This window comes from Stenotrophomonas sp. GD04145, from assembly GCF_029835135.1.
Taxonomy (GTDB): domain Bacteria; phylum Pseudomonadota; class Gammaproteobacteria; order Xanthomonadales; family Xanthomonadaceae; genus Stenotrophomonas; species Stenotrophomonas maltophilia_P.
Map to the genome: position 1 here is coordinate 61,096 of NZ_JAODZG010000001.1, position 25,902 is coordinate 86,997.

Genomic DNA, 25,902 nt, shown 5'->3' on the forward strand with positions numbered 1-25,902 from the left:
GCTCACCACTCGGCCACGCTGCCATCGGCATGGCGCCAGATGGGGTTGCGCCAGCGGTGGCCTTCGGCGGCTCGCTCGTCAACGTAGGCCTGGTTGATCTCGATGCCCAGCCCCGGGCCGTCGGGAATCCTGACGAAGCCTTCCCTGTACTCGAAGGGCGCGCGGTCCACCAGGTAGTCCAGCAGATCGTTGCTGGCGTTGTAGTGGATGCCCAGGCTCTGTTCCTGGATGAAGGCGTTGTAGCAGACCGCATCCAGCTGCAGGTTGGCCGCCAGCGCGATCGGGCCGAGCGGGCAGTGCAGAGCGATGGCGACGTCGTAGGCTTCGGCCATGGCCGCGATCTTGCGGGTTTCCGTGATGCCACCCGAGTGCGATGGATCCGGTTGCAGGATGTCCACGCCACCGGTCTGCAGTACGCGCTTGAAGTCGAAGCGGGAGTACAGGCGTTCGCCCAGCGCGATCGGCGCAGGCGAAAGGGCGGCCAGTTCCGGGATGGCTTCCAGGTGCTCGGAAAGCACCGGCTCTTCGATGAACATCAGCCCGAAGGGCGCCAGCTCGCGCATCAGCACCTTGGCCATCGGCTTGTGCACGCGGCCATGGAAGTCCACGGCCACTCCCACATCGCGGCCCACCGCATCGCGCACGGCCTGCACGTTCTCCAGTACCCGCGTGACCTTGTCATGGCTATCGACGAACTGCACTTCCTCGGTGGCGTTCATCTTCACCGCAGTGAAACCGCGTGCCACGGCGTCGCGGGCGGCACGGGCGGTGTCGGCCGGCCGATCGCCGCCGATCCATGAGTACACGCGGATGCGGTCGCGCACGGGGCCGCCCAGCAGGGCATGCACCGGCACGCCCAGTGCCTTGCCGTGGATGTCCCACAGCGCCTGGTCGATGCCCGCCAGTGCGCTCATCAGGATTGGACCACCACGGTAGAAGCCGCCACGATAGAGCACGTTCCAGTGGTCTTCGATGTGCCGGGGGTCCTTGCCGACCAGATAGTCGGACAGCTCTTCCACGGCGGCCGCCACGGTGTGCGCGCGTCCTTCGACGATGGGCTCGCCCCAGCCGCAGATGCCGGCGTCCGTATCGATGCGGACGAACAGCCAGCGCGGGGGCACCAGGTAGGTCGTGATGGCAGTGATCTTCATGCGGGGGAGTCCGTGTTCGTTCTGTTCCAGGCGTCGATGAACGCGCGCGCGCGGCGTGCGACGTCGTCCGCGGGGGTCTTGGGGGCATACAGGGCGGAGCCGATACCGAAGCCGGCCGCACCTGCCTGGCGGTAGGCGGCCATGCGCTCCGGGGTGATGCCGCCGACGGGCAGCAGCGGCGTACCGGCCGGAAGCACGCTGGACCACGCCTTCAGCACCGGGGGGGGCAGTTGTTCGGCGGGGAACAGTTTCAGTGCATCCGCACCGGCACGCAGGGCGGCGAAGGCTTCCGTGGGCGTCGCCACGCCGGGCGTGCAGACCATGCCGCTGGCGTGGGCGGCGGCGATGACCTCCACGTCCGCGTGCGGCATCACCACCAGCCGGCCACCGGCATTGTTCACGTCCTGCACCTGCGTGGTGGACAGGACGGTGCCGGCACCGATCAGGCAGCGATCGCCGAGCTGCTTTGCGAGCAGTTCGATGCTATGCAGCGGCTGCGGCGAGTTCAGCGGGACTTCCAGGATGTGGAAGCCGGCCTCGGCCAGCGCCGCGCCGATGGCGGGCGCTTCCTGCGGGGTGAGCCCGCGCAGGATGGCAACCAAGGGGAGGGGTTGCATCCAGGCGGTGCTCATGGTGTTTCCTTCAGCGTGGGGGTTTTCTGGACAGCCGCGCGCCCTTCAGATTGGCGCGGGAGTCGGCAATCATGTCCAGCATGGCGGCGCGCGCCGCGTCCGGCTGCTTCTGCCGGATGGCGTCGTACACGTCGAAGTGGCGCGGCAGCGAGTACTTGAAGTCCTGCGCGGTCTGCGCCGAGAGCAGGAAGAAGGTGCCCAGCGCCGCGTCGATGACCGAGAACAGGGATGCCAGCAGTTCGTTGTTGGTGGCTTCCAGCACGCTCTCGTGGAACATCAGGTCGGCCTTGGCCCACGCATCCTGGTCCGGTGCATCGGCCATGGCCTGGTACGCGCTCTTGATCCTGGCCAGCTGCGCGGGCGAACGCCGCTCGGCTGCGGAAGCCGCGGCCGCCGGTTCGATCACCTCGCGCATCTCCACCAGCTTTTCCACGAAGTCCTGGGTGGGCATCAGCGCGCAGCGCCACGCCAGAATGTCGCTGTCCAGCTGCTTCCAGTGACGCGGGTCGCGCACCCGCGAACCGGTCTTCTGCCGGGTTTCGATCAGCCCTTTGGAGCCCAGCACCTTCAGGCCCTCGCGCAGGGCGGAGCGGCTGACGGACAAGGTCTGTGACAGCAGCTCTTCCCTGGGCAGGAATTCGCCCGGCTGAAGTGCGCCGCTGATGATCCGCTGCCCGATCTCCTGGGCCACTTGGTCGTAGAGGTTGCGTACCTCGATCGGTTTCACAGGCATCCCTTTGGCTTGGTGCACCGCAGGCTGCGGTCACTCCTATTATCCGACAAAAGGACGGGTGCGGGGTGTGAGGCATGTGGGGGAGCGTCCTCATCAGAGCTTGAACCGGAAGCCCATGCCCAGGGTCTTGTCCTGGTAACGGATGTCGCGCGGCCGCGTGTTGCCGCTGCCCCAGTACTGGTGCAGGTTGTTGCCCAGCAGGTTGGTGGCCGAGAACACCACCGTGGCGCGCGGGGTCACGTCGTAGCTGATCGAGAAGTCCAGCGAGCTGGCCGGCTCGACCTGGTCCTCCGTTCCGGCGACCGTGGGCTGGGTGAAGAAATCGATGTACCGGCTGCGGTAGCCGTAGGCCAGGCGCGCACTCAGGCCGAAGTTCTCGTAGAACAGCACGGCGTTGTAGTTGTTCTTCGAGACGTTCTGCAGCGGCCGCGAGATCACGGGCCCGCCAAGGAACTCCGGAGACTTGGTATCGCCTTCGATGTAGGTGTAGTTGAACTGCGCACCCAGGCCGCTCCAGGCGCCGGGCAGGAAGTCGAAGGTCTGCTGGTAGGCCAGCTCGACACCCTGCAGATGGCCGCTGCCGGCGCTCTGCGGGGATGACAGCTCGTAGTCCTCTCCGGCGATGACCACATTGGTGATGTAGTTCTGGATGTAGCCATCGATGTCACGATAGAACACACCCGCACTGACGTAGCCCACCGGGGAGAAGTACCACTCCAGCGACATGTCGTAGTTGGTCGACTTGATCGGGCTCAGGTCGGGGTTGCCACTGCTGGCCACGCCCGCACGGTTGACGGTGCCGGGATTCAGCGAGATCGACGGGTTCAAGGCACCGAAGTCCGGATAGCTCAGTGTCTTGGCCGCCAGCACGCGCAGCTGCCAGGCATCGTTGAAGTGCAGGTTCAGGCTCGCGTTGGGCAGGGCATTGGTGTCCTGCGTGCTGCGGGTGATGGCACTGTAGACACCCGTGCCCGCGTCGAACGAGAAGGCGTTGAGTTCACGCTTGATCTTCTCCGCACGCACGCCTACCAGACCATCCACGCGCAGGCCGCCCAGATCGAAGTCGTACTTCGCCTGCAGGTAGCCGGCGCTCTTGCGTTCTTCGATATCGAAGAAGCGGCCGGGATTCTCCGCCGCCAGTCCGTCCGGCAGACCGTAGTAACGGCGCAGCGCGTCGGCGTTGTCGATCAGGTAGTCGTAGCAGGGCGTCAGGAACGACTGGCTCAGTGCGGAGTTGCCGCGCTTGCTGCAGAAGAAGCTGCTGGCCGGGAACAGCCCCACCACCTGGTTGGCCGGGTTGGGCGAGGCGGTGATGTTGCCCGTACCGGCACCGCCTGGCGGCGGCGTGCTGATTTCCACGCTGCCCTTGGCGCTGGCGGTACGGTCGGCATAGCGCAGGCCGAACTGGAGGTTGGCGATCGGGCCGTCGAGGAACTCGAACGTTCCGTCGCCGCGCCAGCTGTTTTCCTCGCCGCGCGACTCGCCCCAGGTCTGGAACAGGCCATTGAGGTAGAAGCGCGACGGATCCATGGCCGGGTTGCCGGCCAGGTGCCAGTTCTGGTGCTTGCCCGAGGTGCCGTCCCATACGGTGGTGATCGGCCCGGCCAGGAAGGTGTCGATGATGAAGTTCTCATCGCGGTAGTAGCCGGACGTACGGGCCACTTCGGTGGACAGCCGCAGCTGGTCGCCGCGCCACTTGAAGCCCAGCGCGTTCTGGATGTCCTGGCCGCGCTGCTTGTGCGCCTGGGTGCTGCTGGCGGCATAGCTGTCGCCGGTCCATGTACCTGCGGTGGCGTCGCAGATGGTCTGGCCGGAGAGCGGCCCGTCCAGGCGGTTGGCATAGCAGTTGTCGCCGACCTGCAGCCCCGTCGGCGGCACCACCCCGACCGGGAAACTGAACAGGAACGCCTGGTCATAATCGTCTCGCACGAAATCATAGAGGCCCTCGACATAGACCTCGGTGCGTTCGCTGGGTTTCCACTGCAGGGCATAGTTGAACGCACTGCGCTTGCGGTCGCCATGGTTGTAGTTGGTGCCCCAGCCATTGGGGGCGGCGATCAGGTTGCCGTCATCGGTACGCGCCGGCGTGCCATCCGGATTCTCCAGGACCTTCGGGAAGTCACCCCACACCGCATCGTACGCGTAGCGCTTGCCGACATAGCCGAAGTTGACCATGGCGCCGATCTCGCCGGCATCGGTGTCCCAGCGGTTGCTCAGCAGCAGGCTGGCGGAGGGATCGATGTCGCCACCGTACTTGCTGTGCGTACCGGTCACGGTGCCGGCGATCTCCGCACCGTCGAAATCCAGCGGGCGGCGCAGCTGGATGTCCACCAGGCCCGCGATGCCGCCCAGTGGCAGGCTCGCCTCGCTGCTCTTGTAGACGTTCAGGCTCTTGATGGCGGTGGCCGGCAGGTTCTGGAAGGCGTAGCCGCGGCCGGAGCTGCTGAAGATCTCACGGCCGTTGAGGGTGCTGATCACGTTGGGCAGGCCGCGGATCACCACCCCGGTGGTCTCGCCCTGGTTGCCCTGCGCCACCTGCACGCCGGTAACGCGCTGCAGGGCGTCGGCCACGCTGTTGTCGGGCAGCTTGCCGATGTCTTCGGCAACGATCGAATCGACGACCATCTCCGCCTCCTGCTTGATCGACTGGGCGGTCTGCAGGCTTTGGCGCAGCGCGGTCACGGTGACCGTGTCCAGGTTGACGGCCTCCTGCGAGCCGGCCTCCTGCGCCTGCACCAGACAGGGCAGGGCGAGGGCCGAAAGGATGGCCAGGGAAAGCACGGTGCGGGAAGAACGAGCGGTCATGGCGGTATCTCCGGATTCCGGAAAGCAGTCGCGGTTGAGTGGCCCGCCTTCATGCGAAGGCGGGCGCCAGTAGGGTCAGAAAGCGGGAACGGAGGTGCGCGGGGTCTTGGCCAGCCTGCGGAACAGCTCGGCTTCGCGTGCCCGGTAGGGCGTGCCGTCGGCCTTCAGCAGATCGTGGAACCACACGGTGGGGGCTTCCATCGTGTAGGGGCGCTGCCAGCTGTCCCACGGGAAGCGGGTCTGGATCGCGCCGTCCACGAACCCCCAGTTGATCATGCCGATGTTCTCGCGGCGGGCGATCGGAAGGATCGTGTCCACGTTCGAGCCTGCGCCGCGTGCCAGCCATTCGGTGCAGATCAGCGGGCGGCCGTACCTGCGCAGCTGTGCAATGCGGGCAACGAATGCCTCCGGCTGCTCGTAGTTGTGGAAGGTGATCACATCCGACTGCTCCAGCTGCGTGCGCTGGATCGCGGTGAGCGATGCGGCGCCCGGCGACCAGTCATCGCCGATCCACACGCCGCTGGTGAGCGGCTGCACCGGCTTCTTCGCGCGTGCCCAGTCGAAGATCTTCGGCAGCAGTTCGGCGATGCGTTCCTGCTCGCCCGGCAGCTGCTTGTCCATGTAGTTGCCACCCCCGGGGTTGTCCGGCTCGTTCCACAGGTCCCAGGCCAGCACGCGCGTGTCATTGGCGAAGTGACCGATCACGCCCTCCACATAGGCCTGGAAGTGCGCGTCATTGGCGCGGTCCACCAGCATGTGGCGGCTCGGGCTCTGCACCCAGCCGGAGTTGTGCACGCCGGGAATCGGACGGCGCTGCGGGCCGAGCACCGGATCCGGGTCCCAGCAGCTGTCGAACAGCACGAGCATCGGGCGGATGCCGTTCTTCTCGGCGATGGACAGGAAGGTGTCGATGCGCTTCAGCAGGCCCTGCGGGTCCTGCTGCCACAGCAGGTCATGCAGGTAGACGCGCATGGTGTTCATGCCGAACTGCTCGTGCGCCCAGCGGAGTTCGCGGTCGATGGCTGCCGAATCGAAGGTCTCGGCCTGGAACATCTCCAGCTGGTTGATGGCGTTGGAGGTGGTGTAGTTCGCGCCCACCAGCCACTGCTGTCTGGAATACCACGCGTCGGCTTCGGCCGGGGTCCAGCGTGCGGCGTCGGTCGCATGCGCCATCGGTGCGACGGCGAGCAGCGTTGCCAGCAAAGGGGTAAGCCACTTTCGCATGAGATGCATCTCCTTGGTTCATGAGCTGCCCGTCCTGGCGTGAGCCAGGAGGCGGGCGGTGCGTACTGCGTCGGATTGCCGGTGCCGTGGGCGACCGGCGTGCCAGCTGCGCGGGATCAGCGGGCGGGCGGTGTGCGGTCGGTCGAGAAGTCGTAGACGATGCGGTTCACATAGGTCTCGCCCGGGGCCAGCCGCGCCGAGCCGAACGACGGCTGGTTCGGTGTGTCCGGGAACAGCTGCGGTTCCAGCGCGATGGCATCGCCCTGGCGATAGACCCGGCCACTCTTGCCCACGGTGCTGCCGTCGAGGAAGTTGCCCGAATAGAACTGCAGGCCAGGCTGCGTGGACAGCACGGTCATGACCCGGCCCGAGCGCGGGTCGTGCACGCGGGCGACTTCGCGGGGCTCGCGCGTGGGCGATCTGCTGATGACCCAGTTGTGGTCGTAGCCGCGACCATGCAGCAGCTGCGGCTCATTGCCCTGGCGCAGGTCGCGCCCGATCGGCTTGGCCGTGCGGAAGTCGAAGGCGGTGCCTTGCACCGGCTGCAGCACGCCCGTGGGAATCAGGCTCGCATCCACCGGCGTATAGGCGCTGGCCGGAATGGTCAATTCGTGATCCATCGCCGAGCCGGAACCCTCGCCGGACAGATTCCAGTATGCGTGGTTGCTGAGGTTGACGATGGTCGGTGCATCGGTCGTGGCGCGGTACTCCACCTCCAGCCGGCCATTGCCCTTCAATGCGTAGGTTGCCGTGACCGTGAGCGTGCCCGGATAACCCTGGTCGCCGTCAGGGCTGACATGCTGCAGGGTGGCGTGATCGGCGGCGGCGTCGACGATCTTCCACACCACCTTGTCGAAGCCGCGGGTGCCGCCGTGCAGGCTGTTCGGCCCATTGTTGACCGGTACCTGATAGGTCCTGCCATCCAGGGTGAAGCGACCCTTGGCGATGCGGTTGGCGAAGCGGCCGACGATCGTGCCGAAGTACTGCGGATTGTCGAGCGTCGCCTTGAGCGTCGCGTCGCCAAGCAGTACATCCGCGTATGCGCCATCACGGTCCGGCACTTCCAGTGAATGCAGTGCAGCGCCCAGCGTCAGTACAGTGGCCTGCATGCCGGTGCCGTCACGCAGCAGGATCGACTCCACCACGGTGCCATCGGCTGTCCGGCCTACCACAGCGCGTTCCTGTGCCTGACCTGCGCCCACTGCAGACAGTGCCAGTACGCCGATCAGCCCTGCCGTCTTCCCCTTGCCAGCACGCATTGCTCAAGACCCCTCTCGATGTCGTGACGCGTACAAAAACATATAATCAGACAATACGCACGTTGCGACGCAGCACGTGATCAGACCGCCGTGCCCACCCGTGGTCAACGCGCAGTCGCGGTCATCGCGTGCAGTGCGGAGAAGCCGCGCACCACGGCGTCGGCGGACGCCACCGCGTGCGTGGCGATGCCGATTTCCGACAGCGCCGCCTGGTACAGCCGGGTGACCGGTCCGGAGCCCACCAGTGGCACCGACGCCGACCTCAGCCCGGGGAACAGCGCCAATGCGTCTGCAATCTCCGCACCGGCCAGCAGTCCGCGCAGGTAAGCGCTGGTCGCCGTGCGCGGCAGGGTGCCGCGGATCATCCGTGCCCGCACGCCGAAGAGCAGCGCACCCAGGCCCAGTCGGCGGTCGGCGCCTGCATGCACACCCTCGGCGAAGGCCGGTCCTGGCTCACCCGGTCCGTCCAGCACCGAGGCAAGCAGGCCGCCACTGGCCAGTCGATCGAACAGTTCGCCGGACATCGAGGTCATGAAGCTCTGCACCTGGCCGTCGATCAGCTGGATCCACTTGGTATGCGTACCCGGCAGCGCCACGATGGCATCGGGGCCGACATCGCCGCCGCGCAGCAGCCCCAGCAGCTCGGTCTCCTCGCCGCGGAGCACGTCCGGCATGCCATCCACGGGGCGCACGCAGGCCATGCCGGGCACGATGCTCACGGAGAGCTCGCCGATCCGGGTCGGCACCAGCTGCTGCGCGATCGAGGCAACACCTGCAGGGCACTCCACGTAGCCGGCATCGATCCAGCCGACATTCGACCCGATCATGCCGGCCGCATAGGCGTGGCGTGCAGCCGGCCAGCGTGCGCGGATCGTGTTGGCGGCCACCACCATGTCGTCACGGTCCAGCGTGGCCACGCCCGCGGGCATTTCATGGGCATCAAGCCGCTCACCGTTGGGTCCGATCAGATAGGCGCGCAGATTGCTGCTGCCCCAGTTGATGCCGATGATGCTGTCGGGGTGGTCCTGCTGCATGGCGGTTCCTTGGCGGCGATGGTGTTGCCTATTGTCTGATTATATGGTTTGGTGGTCGCTCGCTGGCAAGCCTGCCGGCGCAGTTCCAGTCGGGAGGGGAACGCAATGAACGGCACGCTTTCCATGGCGCTTGCAGCGCTGCTTCAGGTATCGACGAACGCGTCCGCCGCAACACCGGCGGTGGACAATCCGCTGCTGGACTCCGGGCCGGACCCGTGGATCACCCGCGATGGGGACGTGTTCTATTACATGGGCACGCACGGTGATCGCCTCGCCATCCGCGCCACCCGCGACCTTGCGCACCTGGCTGACGCGCGCGAAGTCACGGTGTGGCGTCCGCCGGCAACGGGGGCGAATGCCAAGTCGATCTGGGCGCCGGAACTGCATCGCATTGATGGGCGCTGGTACATCTACTACACGGCAGCTGCGGGTGACGCACCCGAAGGCCAGGAAGACGCCCACCGCGGGGTGTTCGTGCTGGAGAACGACAATGCCGATCCGACCCGGGGCACGTGGACCGATCGCGGACGGCTGGCCACGGCACACCCCGGCATCGACGGCACCACCTTCGTGACCGGCGGCAAGCGCTACTTCGTGTACTCACCCTATGTGGGACCGGACAGCGTGCTGGCCATCGTGGCCATGGCCAACCCCTGGACCCTGCGGGGCAGCGAAACCATCATCGCGCGGCCGGACCAGGCGTGGGAGCGACAGGGCGGGCGGCAGATCCTGGAGGGCCCGGAGTTCCTGCAGGGCCCACGCGGCGATCTGTTCCTGACCTATTCGGGCAGTGCGTGCTGGTCGGATGACTACGCGATTGGACTGCTGCACGCCAAGGCCGGCGCCGATCCGCTGGATGCGAGCGCGTGGCACAAGGCGAAGCAGCCGATCCTTGCCAAGCATCCTGCTGGCAACGTGTACGCGCCGGGGCACAACGGTTTCTTCCAGATGGCCGACGGCGCGCCGTGGATCATCTACCACGCCAACCCGGGGCCGGACATGGGCTGCACCGCCAGGCGCTCGCCGCGCATCCAGCCGGTGCATTGGAGCCAGGACGGCATGCCGCTGTTGGATGCGCCGTCCGGGCGCGGTGTGCGGGTGGACTAGAGGGGCCCGGTGGCGGCACACGCGTCCGGGACACCGGGTATGGAGATGGATTGCGATCCGCTTCGTATCATAAATGCGATGAGTGTCACGGTTGTGCCTATCAAGGTTGATCTATACAGGCGCAAGTCCCGTGCAAGGAGCTCCCTCCATGCAGGGACTGAAACCGCAACTTTCTCTATTCAAGCGATTGACGGGGTCTGAGAGCATCCCGGCGGCCTGATGCGCTGCCGCGCAGTGCACCAGGCATCTCTGTAGCCGCACTACGCTTTGTGCTCGCCCGATTGGATACGCCGTTCATTGACCTTCAGATGTGACGCTTCGCACTCCAGGAGCAGCACCATGCTCACGGTACGCAGGGGGCATTGCAGGACAGAGCGTTCGTGAGATCAGGGCACGGATCCCCGGGCATGTCTGGCGGGGCCGTCGCCGACGCGCAGTTCTCGGCTACTTCGTCAAAAGGAAAACTTGAATGAAGACCAAGAAGATCATGGCCATGCCGGGCATGCGTGGCCAGGTAGTGCCACTCCGCCGCCTAGCCCCGCTCGCGATCGCCACATCACTGTTCCTGAGCCAGATCGGCGGTGCGCTCGCTGCCGACGAGTGTGGCGCCGGCACGATCATCGTCTGTGACGATAGCGGCAACCCCTACACGGGTGGCGTCATCTATACCGGCAGCGACGTCCATCTGACGCTGGCATCCGGCGCAGTGGTGGACACCACAGGAAGCGCGCCGACCAACAGCGCCACGACTACGGTGGGCTTTGCCACGGGCACCGCCAATGGTGCAGCGGCGGTCGCGGGCAACCTGGGGGTTACCATCGAGGACGGCGCGCGCATCGTGGTGGGCAACTCCGCGTTGACCACCGGCCAGATGGGCGTGCTGATGCGCGACCAGGGAGCCGGCAGCAACGCCACCCTCGTCAACGATGGCGAGATCGACATCAGCGGCCTGGGCAGCGAAGCCATGTACGTCGATGTCGGCGGCGCCATCGATATCATCGCCCGCGGCACTGTCAGCACCGAGAGTCAAGGCGGTCGCGGCATCAAGGCCGTTGCCAACGCAGGTGGCACCGGCGACATGACGATCAACCACAGTGGAACGATCGCAGGTGCCAGTACGGCTGGTGGCGGCATCAATGCTCAGATGAACCGGACCGGTAATATCAGCATTGTCCAGACCGGCAGCATTGATGTGCGGCAGACAGCCATCTCGGTCGGTTCCAATGGCTCAGGCGCTGCAACTTACGAAATCGACAATCGCAGCGCCATCATCGGCGACGTCACCGGCATCTACGTCGATGGCGGCCGTAAGGCCACGATCACCAACAGCGGTGATGTGACGTCGGTAGGAAGCACATCGGGTGGCTCGGCGATCGCGGTTAACGGCAAGGGCACGCTCATCGACGTGGATCTCACCAACACCGCCAATGTGACCGGCTCGCGTATCGGACTGTCGCTGTCGGCAGCCAATGCCGTCGTCAACAACAGCGGAACGCTGATGGGGACCAACCACGGCATCAGGACGATCGGCCTGGGTACGCTTGCCGCCGGTACGCTGACCCTGACCAACAGCGGCCTGATCGAGGGCGGCCAGGGCGTGCGGCTCGGCGGAAACGGAAACAGCCTCCATAACACCGGCACCATCCGTGGCACGGGCGGCACCGCCATCAGCATCGGCGGTGACGACACGCTGCTGACGCTGGACACCGGCTCCCTCCTGGACGGCGACGTACAGAGCACCGGTGCCAACAGTCGCCTCATCCTGGCAGGAAGCGGCAGCGAGGACGCCAATGTGGCTGGATTCGCGTCGCTGGCCATGAACGGCATCGATTGGCGCCTGTCGGGTTCCTCCACCTTCAGCGACACCGTATCCGTGAACAGCGGTGCTCTGCATCTGGACGGTGCCAGCCTGGTCACGCCGACGCTGATCGCCAGCAGCGGTACGACGTTCGGTGGCTACGGCACCGTTTCCGGCGCAGTGACGATCGCAGATGGCGCGACGCTTTACGGCCAACAGGGAAATGCACTGGCGATGGACTCGCTGCAGCTGTCGGGCGGCAGCATCGTGCAGACCGCGCTTGGCATGCCAGGCTCAGCGGCGTTGTTCAATGTCAATGGCAACCTGATCCTGGATGGCCGCCTGGAAGTGAGTGATCTGGGAGGATTCGGGCCGGGCGTCTACCGCCTGTTCGACTACGGCGGTGCATTGACCGACAACGGCCTGGATATCACCAGCGCGCCGGCGGGCACGGATCCGGCGGATCTGGCCATCCAGACGGCCATCGCCAACCAGGTCAACCTGGTCAACAGCACGGGCGTTTCGGTGCAGTTCTGGGACGGCCCGAATGAAACCGCTGACGGCACCATCAACGGTGGCAGTGGCACCTGGGATGCTGACAATCGTCAGTGGACCAACACGAACGGATCGGCCAATGACCAGTGGGGCGGTCAGTTCGCCATCTTCCAGGGCGAAGCGGGAACGGTTCTGCTCGATGACAGCCATGGTGGCATCACGGCGACAGGCATGCAGTTCGCTGTCGATGGCTACCGCATCGAGGGCGCCGCGCTGGGCCTGAGTGCGCCCGAATCCGTTATCCGGGTGGGTGATGGCACGGCCGACGGCGCATCGATCACCGCCACCATCGCATCGCAGCTGGAAGGGACCGGCACGTTGCTCAAGACCGATCTGGGGCGTTTGATCCTGACCGCAGACTCGTCCGCCTTCGCAGGTGGTGCGAGTGTTCGCGGCGGCACCCTGCGTCTGGATGGCGCATTGGGCGGAAACATCACGGTCGAATCCGGCAGTCGCCTCGAGGGCACAGGCACGGCGGGGGGTGTGACGCTCACTGCGGGCAGTGTGCTGGCGCCGGGCGGCGACGCGGGCACACTTGGCACTTTCACCATTGATGGCGACTTCGTCGGTGCAGGTGGCACCGTGCAGATGGATGCGATGCTGGGCGGGGACGACTCCAGCAGCGACCGTCTGCACATCAAGGGCAATACGTCCGGCCAGGCGGATCTGGTGATCAACAATGTCGGCGGTGCAGGGGCGCAGACGACCGACGGCATCCGTATCGTCCAGGTGGACGGCGCCTCCAGTGGCCAGTTCCATCTGCGCGGACGCGCAGTTGCCGGCCAGTACGAGTACTTCGTCTTCCAGGGCGGGAAGGCCGATCCGAATGACGGTGACTGGTATCTGCGCTCCGAGTACCTCGATCCAGGCGACCCCTGCCTGACCGATCCCACCGCGCCGGAATGCCCGACCGAACCCGTGCTGCGTCCAGAGCCGGGCGTGTACCTGGCCAATCAGAGCTCGGCGGCCTCGCTGTTCCAGCATTCGATGCACGACCGGATCGGCGAGCCCGCATTCGATGATGCAGACCGGACCGTCTGGGTACGTACGTCGCGCAGCCAGGCCGATTTCGGTGCGCTTGCCCGGCAGCTGGACGTGGACAGCAATCGTTCACTGCTCCAGGCCGGAGCAGATGCATGGGTTGCCGGCGACGGCAGGCTTCGTGTGGGCGGCATGCTCGGCGCTGGTCGGGTGACCAACACCGCCACGTCCACGCTCACCGGCTACTCCGCCAAGGGCCGGGTGGAAGGCTACTCCGCCGGCATCTATGCAACGTGGCTGCAGCACCCGGCACAGAGCAGCGGTTGGTATGTGGATGGCAGCCTTCAGTACGGCAAGTTCAACAATACCGTTGAAGGGACTGCGTTGGCCAAGGAGCGCTACGACGCCCGCAGCTGGTCCGGTTCGATCGAGGCCGGCCGTGCGTTCCTGATTCTGGATACCGGTGATTCGCAGGTCTTCGTCCAGCCGCAGATGCAGATCGGCTACAGTCATTACGACGCGGACTCGCTGGTCGAACGCAACGGGACCGTAGTCCGCAGTGACGCCGACAACGGAATCCACACCCGTGTCGGTGCGCGCCTTTACGGCCACGCCACGAGTGGAGCAACCCGGGTTCAGCCGTATCTGGCGCTGAACTGGCTGCGTGGCCGCGATGACAACGGCGTGGTATTCGATGGTGAGCGCCTGCGCAGTGATGAGCCGAAGGATCGCTACGAGGTCAAAGCCGGCGCACAGGCCAGCCTTGGCAGCGGCTGGTCGGGGTGGGGCGAGTGGGGTGCCCGCCGCGGGCAGCACGGCTATCGGGAAATCATGGGGCAGCTGGGTGTGAAGTACGCCTGGTGACGACCAGACGGCTGATCCAGAGGTAAAGCTGGAGGCGGGAGGTGCCGGAGCGATCCGGCGCCTCCCATCCAGGCCGCAGCAATGGCTGGGCCGGTATCAACCTTCGGCGCTGGGTTGACGCATGCGCTACACCGCCGGCACCGTGATCCTCTGCAGGTCCAGCGTGGCCCGCAGCGCATAGTTCTTGCGGATCACCGGCACGATGCGGGTCAGGCGTGGATCGAAGTAGTCCCTGAACAACGGCGGCCGTGCCGAGCCCAGATAGAACGCACGGTCCTGCTTGACTGCTGCCGGCAACAGCACGTCACTGAAGTCGCTGTCGGAGGCGTCAGTCACCAGGCACGGTACATGGCGGAGCCCAAGCTGGCGCAGCAGGTACAGGCGATGGGAGCCATTGGTCAGGATCAGGCGGTTGCCGATCCGGGTGGCACTGACGAGGTTGTCGCTGAAGCCCAGATAGATGACCAGCGCGTGGCTGGCTGCACCGAAGGGTTCGTAGCCGGCGATGGCGGACGGGTCGATCGTCGCCACGTCCAGAAAGCGCAGGTCGTTGGAGCTGGACGCAAAGGTGTAGCTGCCTTCGGACCGGGACGCGCGGACCGGCGGGTGAGCGTGCCGCCCGTTGCGTGCAACCAGCTCCATGATGTCCTGTGCCGTGGGGGAGGCGGGGAAGGCCGCGGCAAGCTCGCCGACATGGCGCAGGTTGATGCACTCCTGGAAGACCACCAGCCGGTCGATCTCGACCATCTGCCATGCGCGCGGCACGTTGTTCGTCATGCGGTGCATCGACGGTTGGCGTGGCGCGTGGTCGGCCAGCGCCGCCATCTCCGCAGGAAGTGCATGCACCTCGACCGCGTCGGCGTCGTTGGCCTCTTCCTTCAGCTGGCGCAGCGCGTCGGCGCGGGCGTTCTTCCATTCCTCCACCAGCATCGCCTCATCGAAGCATCCGGGCGGGCATCGCTCCCTGATGAAGCGGATGAACCTCGGCAGCGGGAACGGTCCTTTGAGCAGAAGGGTGGGCTCAAGGCCATCGTCACTGATCGGGTCGCTCATCCATTTCCCCTTCGAGAAGGCGTGTCGACGTTGCCGGACAGCGACAGTCGTCACACTGAAATAATATGTTATATCGTAACATTTGCATGCCTTGACGGCAATCGCTTAGCAACACGCGCAGCGATGGTGGCTTGGCTGCTCCGTATCCGTGGCACGACGCCCGGATACATCCACTGACAAGAGGAGATGTTCATGAACGAGCTGATTGAGCTGGGTGTAGTGGCAGGACAGCAGAACCCTGAAGACCAGGGTGTGGGCGGTGATCTGATCGAGCTGGGCTCGGTGGTTTCGGAAACCAAGGCACACAACCACGGCACCTTGTGGGATGGCGTGTTTCCGACCACCTCGCCCTGATCCACTGCGGCATGCATGACCTGCGGTGCATGCCCTGCGCATGCACCGCTTCTCCGCCTGGACTGAAGAGATCACGTAATGGAACAGCCTGCGGCGCGCTATTTCCTGTCGAAGCAGGCCCATATCTGTGTCACCGGCGATGCAATGGTGATCCTGGACCAGGCGACGGGAAAATACCTGTCGCTCGACCGCCATCGTGCAGCCAGCCTGGGCGGGCTGGTGCTGGGTTGGCCGTTGCCGGCAGACGGCCGGCGGATGCCGGATCTGTTGCAGTCGCTGCTGCAACGCGGGCTGATCACCGACGATCCGCAGCGAGGCAAAGCCGCGACCAGTGCTTCGATCGCGCTGCCGCGCCACTGGATACGCGACGGTGAACCTCGCGGTTGTCCGCGCATCACCGCACGTGACGTCCGCAGATTCATGGCTGCGTGCATGCGTGCCGGATGCAGCAGGACGTTCCTTCCTTTCAGCCACACAGTGTCCTCGGCGCGCAGGCGTGCGCAGGGATCACAGCGCACGGACGTAAGCGTGCAGGAGCTGGCCCTGCGCGTCCGGGTGTTCGACTGGCTGCGGCCGTTGGCCTTCAGGAAGACGGACGAATGCTTTCTCTACTGCCTGGCGATGCGCGAATTCCTGTCCAGGCATGGAATCGTCGCGGACTGGGTGTTCGCGGTCAGGACCCAGCCCTTCGCGGCGCACTGCTGGCTGCAGCACGGCGATCAGGTCCTGACCGATATCCCCTTCAACCTGCGCCGGATGGTTCCCATCCTGGTGCTGTAGAGGCGCCTCACGCATGTATCGATACATCGCCGTGCTCTGGAACACCTCCTGCGACTCCGCAACCGCCCGGGCGCAGCAGGCGATGCAGCGCATCGAGGCCATGCACGCCGGCATCACCTGCGTGATGAACGACCACGGCGCCGCGATCTATGTCCAGAGTGACAACCCGGGCTACCTGGACTGCAGCCGCTGCGGCTCGCTGGTCGTGCTCGGCGCGCTGTTCGACAGGAATTTCGGCCGGGATACCGTGCCCGCGCGCGTGCCACTGGATGCGGCCGCCGCCGATGCGGCCTGCCGCACGCAGGGAAAAACCCTCGTGCAGCACTACTGGGGCCGCTATGTAGCGTTCGGCTACCAGCCGCAGTCATCGAGCTGGTTCGTCCTGCGTGATCCCACCGCTGAGATTCCCTGTTACATGACGACGGCGGATCAGCTGACGGTGGTCTTCTCCAGCATGGAAGACTGCCTTGCATTGGGCCTGCGCGATTTCAGCATCGACTGGCCCTTCCTGTCCTACTCGCTGCTGTTTCCGTTCCGTGACGGGTTGCAGACCGGCTTCAGGGAGGTCACCGCCATCGAGGCCGGGGAGGCCGTTTCGATCCGCGATGGCGAGCCGGTCAGCCGGCAGTGCCAGTGGGACATCGTGCGCCTGGCCCGCGACGAACCGATCGAAGACCTGCAGGAGGCGGTGCAGCTCGCGCGCTCCACGCTGTTGGGCTGCATCGGTGCCCTGGCCAGCCGGCACCGGCGTATCCAGCTGCAGCTGTCGGGTGGGCTGGATTCCTCCATCATCCTCGCCGGTCTGCTGCACGCGCCCTCCCTGCCGGAAGTGGACTGTGTCCACCACTATGACGACGGCATCGGTGCCGATGAGCGGATGTTCGCCCGCATGGCGGTGGCCGGTGCCAGTGAGTCGTCAGGCCGGCGCTGCGGGTTCGTCGAGTACCGGCGGCAACCCCACTGCGCGCTGGAAGAGATCATGGCCTTCCCGCGGACGGCGCGGCCGGCACATTGCTCGGGCTACCTTCTGCATCGCCGTGATGTCGCCTTTGATGGCGACACCGTGCAGTTCACCGGTGTCGGCGGCGACGCGGTCTTCCTGCGCTTCAAGGGCAACGCTGCGGCGATCGACCATGCCTGGCGGCGCGGCATCGACCGCCACTTCTTGCGGGTCGCCTTTGAAACCGCGCAGTCGGGCGATTCGCTATATGGCGTCCTCAAGGATGCGGTGATCCATGGGCTGCTCAGGCGGCCCGCCAGCATCAACGGTCGCTGGGGCAACCCCTGCGAATGGGTGAAGGTCGACGTGTCCGAGCAGGACGTCACGCCACCGGCCTGGCTGCGCCACGCGCGCAACGAAGGGCATGAGGTGTCACCGTACAAGCTTGCGCACATCAGCCGGATGGTGTTTCCGACCAGCGTCCTTGATCCGTTCGAGGGCGCGGGTCGCTGGCACGGTGTCTCTCCGATCAGCGCACAGCCGCTGGTCGAACTGTTCGCGCGCATGCCACTGCGCCTGCTCATGGCGGATGCGGAGGACCGGACGATCGCACGGCGTGCCTTGCAGGGGCTGCTGCCGGATGCGCTGCTGTCGCGGAAAGTGAAGTCCTACCTCGACGATCATTCGGTCGCGGTCACCCTGGGCCATCAGGCATTCATCCGCAGCCTGCTGGTCGATGGCCTGCTGGCCCGGCGTGGGTACATCGACAGCGCGTCGGCCGACGCCGGCATCCGTCGGGTCGGCCCGGATCATTCGTCGCAGGTGCTCGGCATCTTCGGCCCGCAGGTCAACATCGAAGCCTGGCTCAGGCGCTGGGCAGAGCGGCCCGCAGGGCAGGGAGCCGGAGTCGCCTAGGCGCTCCGGCTCATCTCCTCGAGGTACAGGCTCTCAAGATCGTTGGCGGTGATGGTGGTGGCATCCAATGTCCTGCGCAGCCGCCCGGCCTGCATGAGGCCGATCGTGGTGGCCACCTCGCGCGCGCGGAACAGATCGTGCGTGGCCATCAGGATGGCGGTGCCACGATCACGCTGCCGCACGATCAGGTCATGGAACTCGGCCGACGCGGTGGGGTCGAGGCCGGAGGTTGGCTCGTCAAGCAGCAGTGCCTTGGCGTCCTTGATGATGGCCAGGGCAATGCCGACCTTCTGCCGCATGCCCTTGGAGTAGAGGCCCACGCGTCGTCCGAAGACATCCGGCGCCAGGCCCGCTGTACTCAGTGCATCCCGCAGCCGGGCGGGTGAGCGGTCGTCCACGCCGGCCAGACGCGCGAAGTAGTCCAGGTTCTCAAGACCGGACAGCTCGTCGTACAGCGCCACGGTCTCGGGGATGTACAGCAGCCTGCGTCGCACCTCCTGCGGGTGCCGGTGCGCGCTGAGTCCATCGACTTCCGCGGATCCGGAGGTAGGGGTGAGGAAGCCCAGAAAGAGCTTGATCGTGGTCGATTTTCCCGCACCGTTGGCTCCGAGCAGGCAGAAGATCTCGCCGGGTCCCACCTCGAAGCTGACGTCGTCGAGTGCCCGGTGGGTGCCGTGTTCCTTGACCAGGTTCTTTGCAGAAAGCATGTGGGCTCCTCAAGGGGCCGCCAACCGGCGACGCATCGATCCGGCGGCGATCAGCAGAATCAGGGTGGCGGCGAGCAACGCCGCGAGATCGGCACGCACTCCACGCCGGCCCACGCCGGCCGGCTCCACGAACCGGAAGCGGGGCAGGGCTTCATATTCGGCAAGTGTCTGCGGCGCGTCGCGATCCAGGTACGCCTTGTGCAGCAACCGACGGGCCTGCCAGAACGCATGGACCTGGTCCTGGAAGGCGAGCGCGCGATCCGCGTCCGAGCCGGCGATGCGGTCCAGCGCGTCCTGTACTGCGACCGCGGGCATCAGCAACCGCACGTTGTCCAGCACCCGGCGGCGTGCATCCTGCGCCCGCTCATGCGATTCGATCAGCGGCGCAAGGTCGAGATCGGTCGCCAGCAGGTCGGCATAGGCCTCGCGCACGTGGTCCGGAATCACCGGTGGCGAAGAACGTACAGTCGTTGAAGCACTGCGGCGATGGAGTGCCTGTTGCCTGGCCGTTGCGGCCAGCCGCGCCTTCACGTCGGTCGCGAGCTGCATCTGTGATGGCGGCGGAACGGCCAGATTCACTGCGGCGAGGGTCAACGACGGGGCCATCACCACGATCAGCAACCACACTCCGCCGGCCGCAATGGCCGCCTCCGTGGTGCGCCGGGCGAAACAGCCGATCAGCACCGCCACCGCCAGCCAGAAGCCGCCATAGGCAAGGATGACCAGCGAGAGCAGGCCGAGGCCGGCAAGGCTCTCCGCACCGGACCACGCCGCCGCGCCGACCAGGATCACTCCCGCAGGCAGCAGCACCACGCCGCCTCGGGCCAGCGCCTTCACTGCGATCAGCCGTCCCACCGCGACCGGCTGCGACAGCACCAGCGCAGCGATGCCACGCTCGCGCTCGCGGGCCCAGAGGTCATAACTGGCTGCCAGGATGACCAAGGGCAGCAGAAAGACGATGACGAACGCCAGATCGAACCGGCCTGCGGCCCGCGCTGCCGGATTGCCGATGTCGGCCCACACGTTCCTGAAAAGCTGGGTGCGATCGCCGAGCGCCACCACATCGGCCGTATAGGGATAGGCCTCCGCCTGCCCGATCGACACCGACGCCATCGCAGCCGGCGGTAGCACGGGTTGGACGCGCGGCAACACCGAGGGCGCCTTGCCGACGAACACCCGGCTGCGGTCATGGGTGTGCTGCTCTTCGAGCTGGATCACGCCGATGGCGGCGTTACGCTGTTCGACCCACGCCCTGCCATTCCACGCCGCGTAGGCGGCCAGCGCCAGCAGCAGCATCAGCAGGGTGGGCAGCGCCCGATCGCGTAGCAGCCTGCGGGCCTCATGGCCGGCAACGGAAAGACTGCTCATGGGGTCGTCCCCAGGCGCCGGGCCGAGAAGAACACCAGTCCAAGCGCCAGCAGCACCCAGCCCAGCAGAATGGCCAGGTTCGCCGCCTGTGCCGCGGCAATGCCGGCCAGGCACTGTTGCCCCGGCGTGTAGGCCACGGACCGGGTGAGGGTCGCGATGTCGGCACGATGCTTCTCCCCCTGCGGCGCCTTGTGCTGCTTCACTTCCGCATTGAGTGCCTGGATCAGGCGGTAGCGGTAGTCTTCCACGCTCTGCAGGAAGGCCAGGTGCGCCGCGAAATCGGTGCGGGCGAATGCGCGCGACCATGACTGCAGCGCGATGGCCGGAGAAACGAAGGCGAATGCGCGCTGTGTTGCTTGCTGCTGCCGATAGGTCGCATGGATCCGCTCGAAATGGCGGTTGTAGGTGTCCGTCGAGTTCCTCTCTGCGAACTCCAGGGCCACGCCCCGGAAGTTGACGGGAAGCTCTTCCACCGTGTCGACCTGGTAGCGCGCCATCAGCGCGTGTCGCAGGGCGTCCAGCCGCTTGTCCGCAGGGTCATGGCCATCCACTCCGTTCTCCGCCTCTTCCGTCACGGCGGCCCTGAATGCCGGCGCGCTGGGCGTGGGATCCAGCGATTCGGCCACCGCTGGCGCCATTCGTGGCACCAGCACGGTGGCTACCACCCAGAACCCCAGCAGCACCACCAGCGAGGTCCGCGCCGAGCTGGACAACGCCGAGACACCGACCGTGAGGGCACAGAACACCAGCAGATAGAGTCCGTAGGCCGCGCACATGGCCAGCAGCGCGGCGATGTCCATCCAGCCGGCGTTCTGTCCCGCCACAGCGGGAACCGTCGCCGCCAGCATGGCAAGCACCAGGAGCAGGGAAGCACTTGCCAGAGCAATCAATCGGCCGATGATCAGCACCGCAGGCGACGCCCCGGTGCCGAGTTCCTGGCGAAGGGTTTCGCGGGCGACGTCACCGGACAGCGTGGCGAAGCCGGCAAGGATGATGAGCAGCGGCGCTACTACCTGCAGCGCCCAGGCGGCAGAGAAACCGTCGAACCGGCTGAGGGCGGTGCCCGCGTCCATCGCGCGATGCCTGGCCGGGTTCTGTGCGTGACCTTCGATGAACACCGAGGTGCCCAGCACATCGGTCAGTCCCGGATCGAGCGCGGCCAGGGGTCGCACCGGTGCGGGAATGGCGCGTCCCACATGCGCCGCGGCATGGGGATCGATCACGCCTTGGCCGTCCCACAGCCGCGCTTCCTCCGCTGCTACGGCCTGGTGCTCCTGCGCCTGCAGGGACAGGCGCGCGGCACCCGTGGCAACGGATGCGCCCGCAAGCAGCAGCAGGACCAGGGCGAGCCACGGCAGGCGCCGCTCACGCCACATCAAGGTCAGCTGGGTTGCCGCGACACCGGCAGCTTGCCGAAGCGTCGACGCAGGCCGGAAGCGGGCGGGGGAGGGCGGGCTCATCCGGCTTACCAGCGATGCGTGAGGGTCACCGACAGGAAGCGCCCCAGCGCGGTCGCATTGGTGGGGTCGTAGCCGGTGTTGATGCTGTTGATGATGAAGGGCGGATCCCGGTCGAGAAGATTCTGCACGTTGAGGGCGAGCGACGTGCCTTCGTGGTCGCCGGCCGGGGCGCCGAAGTGGTACTTGAGGTTCAGGTCGACGGTCGTCCAGGAGCTTACGTGTGGGTGGGCGATGTTGGCCGGATCGCGGTAGCTGTCCACGTAGTTCACGAAGACGCCGCCTGCGGCCTGGCCCCGGTCCAGGGTCAGGCCGCCGCGCAGCTTGAGGTCGACCGGGTAGTAGACCGCGTTGACCGCGTCCAGCTCGGGCGATGTGCTGGTCACGCGCCGCGTCGATTCGAGGATGTACTGCCCGGCCAGGTTCATCGCGATCCGCGTCTGGCCCACATCGACGCGATAGGACGCGTTGAGATCGACGCCGCGCTGCGAGGTGTATGCGTTGTTGCGGAAGCGGTTGTCCAGGATCACCTGGCTGCTGGTCTCATCCAGGCCGGCAGGGAGTGCATACGGCCCCACACGTGAGACGAACAGCCCCAGGCCCGACACGCCCAGTTGGCGCGCCTGCTGGATCTGCTGCTGCGATGGATCGACGGTCAGGATGTCCGCGTAGGGGGCCGTGGACTGCAGGAACAGGGACGGGAAGCTGCCGCCGAAGCCGCTGCCGATCCGGTCCGCATAGTCGATGTGATAGTAGTTGGCATCAACCGTGAGGCCGGGAACGGAGGGCGGCGCGAACGAGAACCCGCCGGTCCAGGTTTTCGCACGCTCGGGGCCGAGATCGGGATTGCCGTTGGAGAGCATCATCAGGACGGTGCTGCCGTTGGCCGCGTTCGGGTTCGGCACGTTCGCCACGACCACGGTGTTGTTCAGCTGCATGTCCTGGTAGACCGGCGCGCGGTAAGAGCGGCCGTAGCTGGTACGGAAGGAGAGTCCCTCGGTGGCTTCCCACAGCAGCCCCAGCTTGGGATTCAAGGTGGAGCCGAAGTCGCTGTAGTCGTCGTAGCGCGCCGCCGCGGTCAGCGACAGGCTGCGAACGCCGGGCATCTCCTTGAGCAGCGGGATGTTGAGCTCGGCAAAGGCGGACCTGATCGTGCGCTGCAGATCGAGCGGCTTTTCCAGCCCACGGTGATCGAGCAGCTCATAGCCATCGCGGCGGTAACCGACGCCGACCGCTGCGCGTACCGGGCCGGCGGGCAGGCTGAAGACCTCACCGTCGGCCACCACGTCCAGATAGCGCGATTCAGAGTTCGTATCCGTCGGTGGCGCCGTGCTGACGGTGCTGCCGGTAATGGTCGTGCGCTCGTAGGACACCTCGTTCCTGCCGAATCCAGCGTCCAGGCGCGCCTGCCACTGGCGCGGGAGCTCCAGGGTCAGGCCTGCGAACACATCGAACTGCTGCGTGTGCGGGAACAACCGGGTTTCGTCGGCCGTGCCGGAGATGGTGGTGTCCATCTCGCGCTTGGCGAACGAGCCGGTGAGATTCAGCGTCAGCACATCGCTGAGCTCCTGCACGCCATCGACATACAGGCTGTGCCGCTTCGATCCGGGATAGAGATCGTAGGGCCTGACCGTGACGTTCCGGGAGAAATCCTTGTCGGTGGCGGGCAGGTTGCCTTGCTTCAGGAACTCGTAACTTGCCAGCACACGGCCGCGGTCCCACGCCCACCCCGCGGACTGCGACACCTGGTACTCGTCCATGTTGCCGGTGGTGACCGTGCCGTACCGCAGCGACGACTCATAGCCGGTGAAGTCCTGGCGCAGGATGATGTTGACGACGCCACCGACGGCATCGGTGCCGTAGATGGCAGAGGCACCATCGGTGAGGATCTCCACGCGTTCGACCGCACTGAGTGGAATCAGCGATACATCGACATACTGGTAGCGGTTCGATGAGGTCACGCGATGGCCGTTGACCAGGGTCAGCGTAGTGCCCGTACCCAGGCCACGCAGGTTGATCGCGGTGCCCTGGCCGAAGTTGTTGCCGGTATCACGGTCAACACCGAGATTGGCCACATTGGCACCATTGGCGCCGCCACCGAAGTTCTGCGGCAGCTTCTCGAACAGCTGCTGCAGGGAGGCCACGCCAGTGCGGTCGATGGCCTCCCGGTCGATCACGATGACCGGCGACGCACCACCGCCGACGGCATCGCGGATGTTGCTGCCAATGACCAGCACCTTGTCCAGGGTGGCCGTGGGTGCATCGTCGTCGGTGCCCGCTTTCTGTGCCTGGGCTGGTGCTCCGATCTGCAGCGCGGCAGCGATGCTCGCGGCCAGCAACGCGCGCCTACCGCCCTTGAATACCTGTTCCATTCCCCGGTCCATCACTCTCATCCGATATCGGCCTGCAGCACGGTCACGTGCGCTTGATGGCGATGTTATATCATATCATTTAGCCGCACAGGGACTTCCTTCCCTGTGGACCGCCGAGACGCCGGGGACCGAGAGTGATGAAGCCGTTCGCTGTGCCCGCGCCTGTCAGCGAGATACTGACGGCCTACTGGAAAGCCGATCGCACGCTGCTGCTGCTCATCGCCGGCACCGTGCTGCTCTCCGGCCTGGCCACCGTTGCCGCGCCCTATCTGTTCTCGCGGTTGATCGACCGCCTCCCCTGGCAGGGCGCAGCCGTCCTGGCCGGGTGGTTCGTTCTCTACGCCGTGCTGCTCGGGGTGGGCAGCGTGCTGCAGAACACGGTGCAGTACCTGTCATTCCTCAGCGGCGAGAATCTGGGCTTCATCACCAGTACCCGCTACTTCGCGCGCCTGCTGAAGAAGACCAGCAGCTTCTTCGTGGAATACAACGCAGCGGAACTGCAGGTGGCCGGCGAAAAGGGGCGGGGGGCGCTCAAGATCGTCGTGCAGCTGGGCCTGGTGGCCTTCATTCCCAGTGCCCTGCAGATCGTGTTGACCCTGGTCACCCTGGGCGCGCTGATCAATCTGCAGATCGTGGCCATCGTGCTGGGCTACGGCACGGTGGCCGTAGCGCTTTCCGCGCTCGCTACCCGACGTGCACGCATCCACCGCGAAGCGGCCGTCGAGGCCGGCCAGCAGAACGCCCGCTTCGTCGGCAATGCCATGAATGCGATGGAAACACTCAGGCAGTTTGGCGGCAGCAGCTGGATGGTGCAGCGCTTCGAGCAGAAGGCACAGAGCGTGCGCGACAGCTGGCGCGCCTACGTACTGCAGCGCGTAGGCTTCATCGCCCTGCTGGGCATCGGCCTGGCCATCGAGTTCATCGTCACCTTTAGCCTCCTGCTGCCGCGCTACCAGAACGGACAGCTGAGCGTGGGCGACATCGTCCTGTTCAATCTGCTGCTGCTCCAGCTCAACCTGCCGCTGGAGATGATCGCGCGCTCCATCGACGACGTCGCGCGCTCGTGGAGCATGCTGGCGCCGCTCTCTACCCTGTGGGCCGCGCCCGAGGAACCGCAGGTGGCCCATGCCGAACGGTTCTCCGCCCGCAGCGGCCTGCTCCAGTTCGACGCAGTGAGCCATCGCTATGACAATGGTCGCGGCGTCACCGATGCGACCTTCCACGCCGGACGCGGCGGCATCACCTTCCTGATGGGAGAGACCGGTACCGGCAAGTCGACACTGTTCAAGCTGGCGCTGAAATCCATCGAGCCCCAGCAAGGCCGGATACGGGTGGACGGTACCGACCTGGCACGGATCGATCGCGCGACGTGGCACGCGGCCGTCGCCGTCGTGCCGCAGGACGTGATGCTGCTCAACGAAAGCCTGGCCGACAACATCCTGCTGGGGCGCCCGCGCGATGACGAGCGGCTGCGGCACGCCGCACGCAAGGCTGCCATCCTCACCTTGATCGAGGCACTGCCCGAGCGCTTCGAGACCACCGTCGGCGAGCGTGGCCTGAAGCTCTCCGGCGGTGAGCGGCAGCGCATCGCCATCGCACGCGCACTGTATGGCGAGCCCGCGATCCTGTTGCTGGACGAAGCGAGCTCGGCCCTGGATGAGGCCACCGAACGCGAGATCATGGGTCATATCCGGGCGCTGGCCAGCGAGGTGACCGTGGTGGCCATCACCCATCGGCGCAGTGTCGTCACCGATGCCGACCGCGTGGTTGAGCTGGGTAGAACGAAGGGCGCCTGAGCGCACCCTCGGCACTG

The 25,902-nt window shown here is 66.1% G+C and carries 18 protein-coding genes; 6 read left to right on the forward strand and 12 right to left on the reverse strand.

What is annotated here, in order from left to right; genetic code table 11:
- Positions 1 to 2 precede the first annotated feature (2 nt).
- From dgoD to N7367_RS00325, 7 genes are all read right to left on the reverse strand, one after another.
- The gene (gene dgoD, locus N7367_RS00295) at positions 3 to 1,151 is read right to left on the reverse strand and encodes a galactonate dehydratase (RefSeq protein ID WP_065182278.1); all 1,149 of its coding nucleotides are present in this window, start codon (positions 1,149 to 1,151) and stop codon (positions 3 to 5) included.
- Positions 1,148 to 1,783, reverse strand: a complete 636-nt coding sequence (locus N7367_RS00300) for a 2-dehydro-3-deoxy-6-phosphogalactonate aldolase (protein WP_279941475.1) — start codon at positions 1,781 to 1,783, stop codon at positions 1,148 to 1,150. Before N7367_RS00300 ends, dgoD begins: the two co-directional genes overlap by 4 nt.
- Positions 1,784 to 1,793: 10 nt before the next feature.
- Complete coding sequence (locus N7367_RS00305) at positions 1,794 to 2,516, reverse strand: FadR/GntR family transcriptional regulator (RefSeq protein ID WP_053515824.1); 723 nt, start codon at positions 2,514 to 2,516, stop codon at positions 1,794 to 1,796.
- A gap of 93 nt (positions 2,517 to 2,609) precedes the next feature.
- Positions 2,610 to 5,321, reverse strand: coding sequence for a TonB-dependent receptor (locus N7367_RS00310; protein WP_253118502.1), 2,712 nt, complete (start codon positions 5,319 to 5,321; stop codon positions 2,610 to 2,612).
- A gap of 75 nt (positions 5,322 to 5,396) precedes the next feature.
- Positions 5,397 to 6,545 carry a cellulase family glycosylhydrolase gene (locus tag N7367_RS00315; protein WP_279941476.1) on the reverse strand — a complete coding sequence of 383 codons (1,149 nt, stop codon included), beginning with the start codon at positions 6,543 to 6,545 and terminating at the stop codon, positions 5,397 to 5,399.
- Positions 6,546 to 6,661: 116 nt separating this feature from the next.
- Positions 6,662 to 7,804, reverse strand: coding sequence for an aldose epimerase family protein (locus N7367_RS00320; protein ID WP_065182275.1), 1,143 nt, complete (start codon positions 7,802 to 7,804; stop codon positions 6,662 to 6,664).
- 104 nt (positions 7,805 to 7,908) lie between these two features.
- A complete protein-coding gene (locus tag N7367_RS00325; RefSeq protein ID WP_180875190.1) occupies positions 7,909 to 8,838 on the reverse strand; it encodes a 2-dehydro-3-deoxygalactonokinase in 930 nt (309 codons plus the stop codon).
- Positions 8,839 to 8,943: 105 nt separating this feature from the next.
- Between N7367_RS00325 and N7367_RS00330 the strand changes: the two genes are divergently transcribed.
- Positions 8,944 to 9,945, forward strand: coding sequence for a glycoside hydrolase family 43 protein (locus N7367_RS00330; protein WP_279941478.1), 1,002 nt, complete (start codon positions 8,944 to 8,946; stop codon positions 9,943 to 9,945).
- Positions 9,946 to 10,414: 469 nt separating this feature from the next.
- Positions 10,415 to 14,143 (forward strand): autotransporter outer membrane beta-barrel domain-containing protein, encoded by a 3,729-nt coding sequence (locus N7367_RS00335; RefSeq protein ID WP_279941479.1) that lies wholly within the window; start codon positions 10,415 to 10,417, stop codon positions 14,141 to 14,143.
- Positions 14,144 to 14,269: 126 nt separating this feature from the next.
- On the opposite strand, the gene N7367_RS00340 is transcribed toward N7367_RS00335, so the two are convergent.
- The gene (locus N7367_RS00340; RefSeq protein ID WP_193395798.1) at positions 14,270 to 15,196 is read right to left on the reverse strand and encodes a hypothetical protein; all 927 of its coding nucleotides are present in this window, start codon (positions 15,194 to 15,196) and stop codon (positions 14,270 to 14,272) included.
- 192 nt (positions 15,197 to 15,388) lie between these two features.
- Between N7367_RS00340 and N7367_RS00345 the strand changes: the two genes are divergently transcribed.
- The 3 genes from N7367_RS00345 to N7367_RS00355 all read left to right on the forward strand — a co-directional run bounded on the left by N7367_RS00345 (position 15,389) and on the right by N7367_RS00355 (position 18,185).
- A complete protein-coding gene (locus tag N7367_RS00345) occupies positions 15,389 to 15,550 on the forward strand; it encodes a hypothetical protein (RefSeq protein WP_180875215.1) in 162 nt (53 codons plus the stop codon).
- Between the two features lie 78 nt (positions 15,551 to 15,628).
- Positions 15,629 to 16,330 (forward strand): lasso peptide biosynthesis B2 protein, encoded by a 702-nt coding sequence (locus N7367_RS00350; RefSeq protein WP_253118498.1) that lies wholly within the window; start codon positions 15,629 to 15,631, stop codon positions 16,328 to 16,330.
- Between the two features lie 13 nt (positions 16,331 to 16,343).
- Complete coding sequence (locus N7367_RS00355) at positions 16,344 to 18,185, forward strand: asparagine synthase-related protein (protein WP_279941480.1); 1,842 nt, start codon at positions 16,344 to 16,346, stop codon at positions 18,183 to 18,185.
- Here the strand turns inward: N7367_RS00355 and N7367_RS00360 are convergent.
- From N7367_RS00360 to N7367_RS00375, 4 genes are read right to left on the reverse strand one after another with little or no spacing between them, the layout of a single operon-like run.
- Positions 18,182 to 18,892: an ABC transporter ATP-binding protein gene (locus N7367_RS00360; RefSeq protein ID WP_279941481.1), complete on the reverse strand. Its 711-nt coding sequence runs from the start codon at positions 18,890 to 18,892 to the stop codon at positions 18,182 to 18,184. The two genes, N7367_RS00355 and N7367_RS00360, sit on opposite strands and share 4 nt — an antisense overlap.
- Before the next feature lie 9 nt (positions 18,893 to 18,901).
- Positions 18,902 to 20,260: an ABC transporter permease subunit gene (locus N7367_RS00365; RefSeq protein ID WP_279941482.1), complete on the reverse strand. Its 1,359-nt coding sequence runs from the start codon at positions 20,258 to 20,260 to the stop codon at positions 18,902 to 18,904.
- Positions 20,257 to 21,720 (reverse strand): DUF3526 domain-containing protein, encoded by a 1,464-nt coding sequence (locus N7367_RS00370; RefSeq protein ID WP_279941483.1) that lies wholly within the window; start codon positions 21,718 to 21,720, stop codon positions 20,257 to 20,259. Before N7367_RS00370 ends, N7367_RS00365 begins: the two co-directional genes overlap by 4 nt.
- Before the next feature lie 5 nt (positions 21,721 to 21,725).
- A complete protein-coding gene (locus N7367_RS00375) occupies positions 21,726 to 24,089 on the reverse strand; it encodes a TonB-dependent receptor (RefSeq protein WP_279941484.1) in 2,364 nt (787 codons plus the stop codon).
- 137 nt (positions 24,090 to 24,226) lie between these two features.
- On the opposite strand from N7367_RS00375, the gene N7367_RS00380 reads away from it, so the two are divergent.
- Entirely contained in the window at positions 24,227 to 25,885 is a 1,659-nt protein-coding gene (locus N7367_RS00380; RefSeq protein WP_279941486.1) for an ABC transporter ATP-binding protein, read from the forward strand.
- Positions 25,886 to 25,902: the final 17 nt, after the last annotated feature.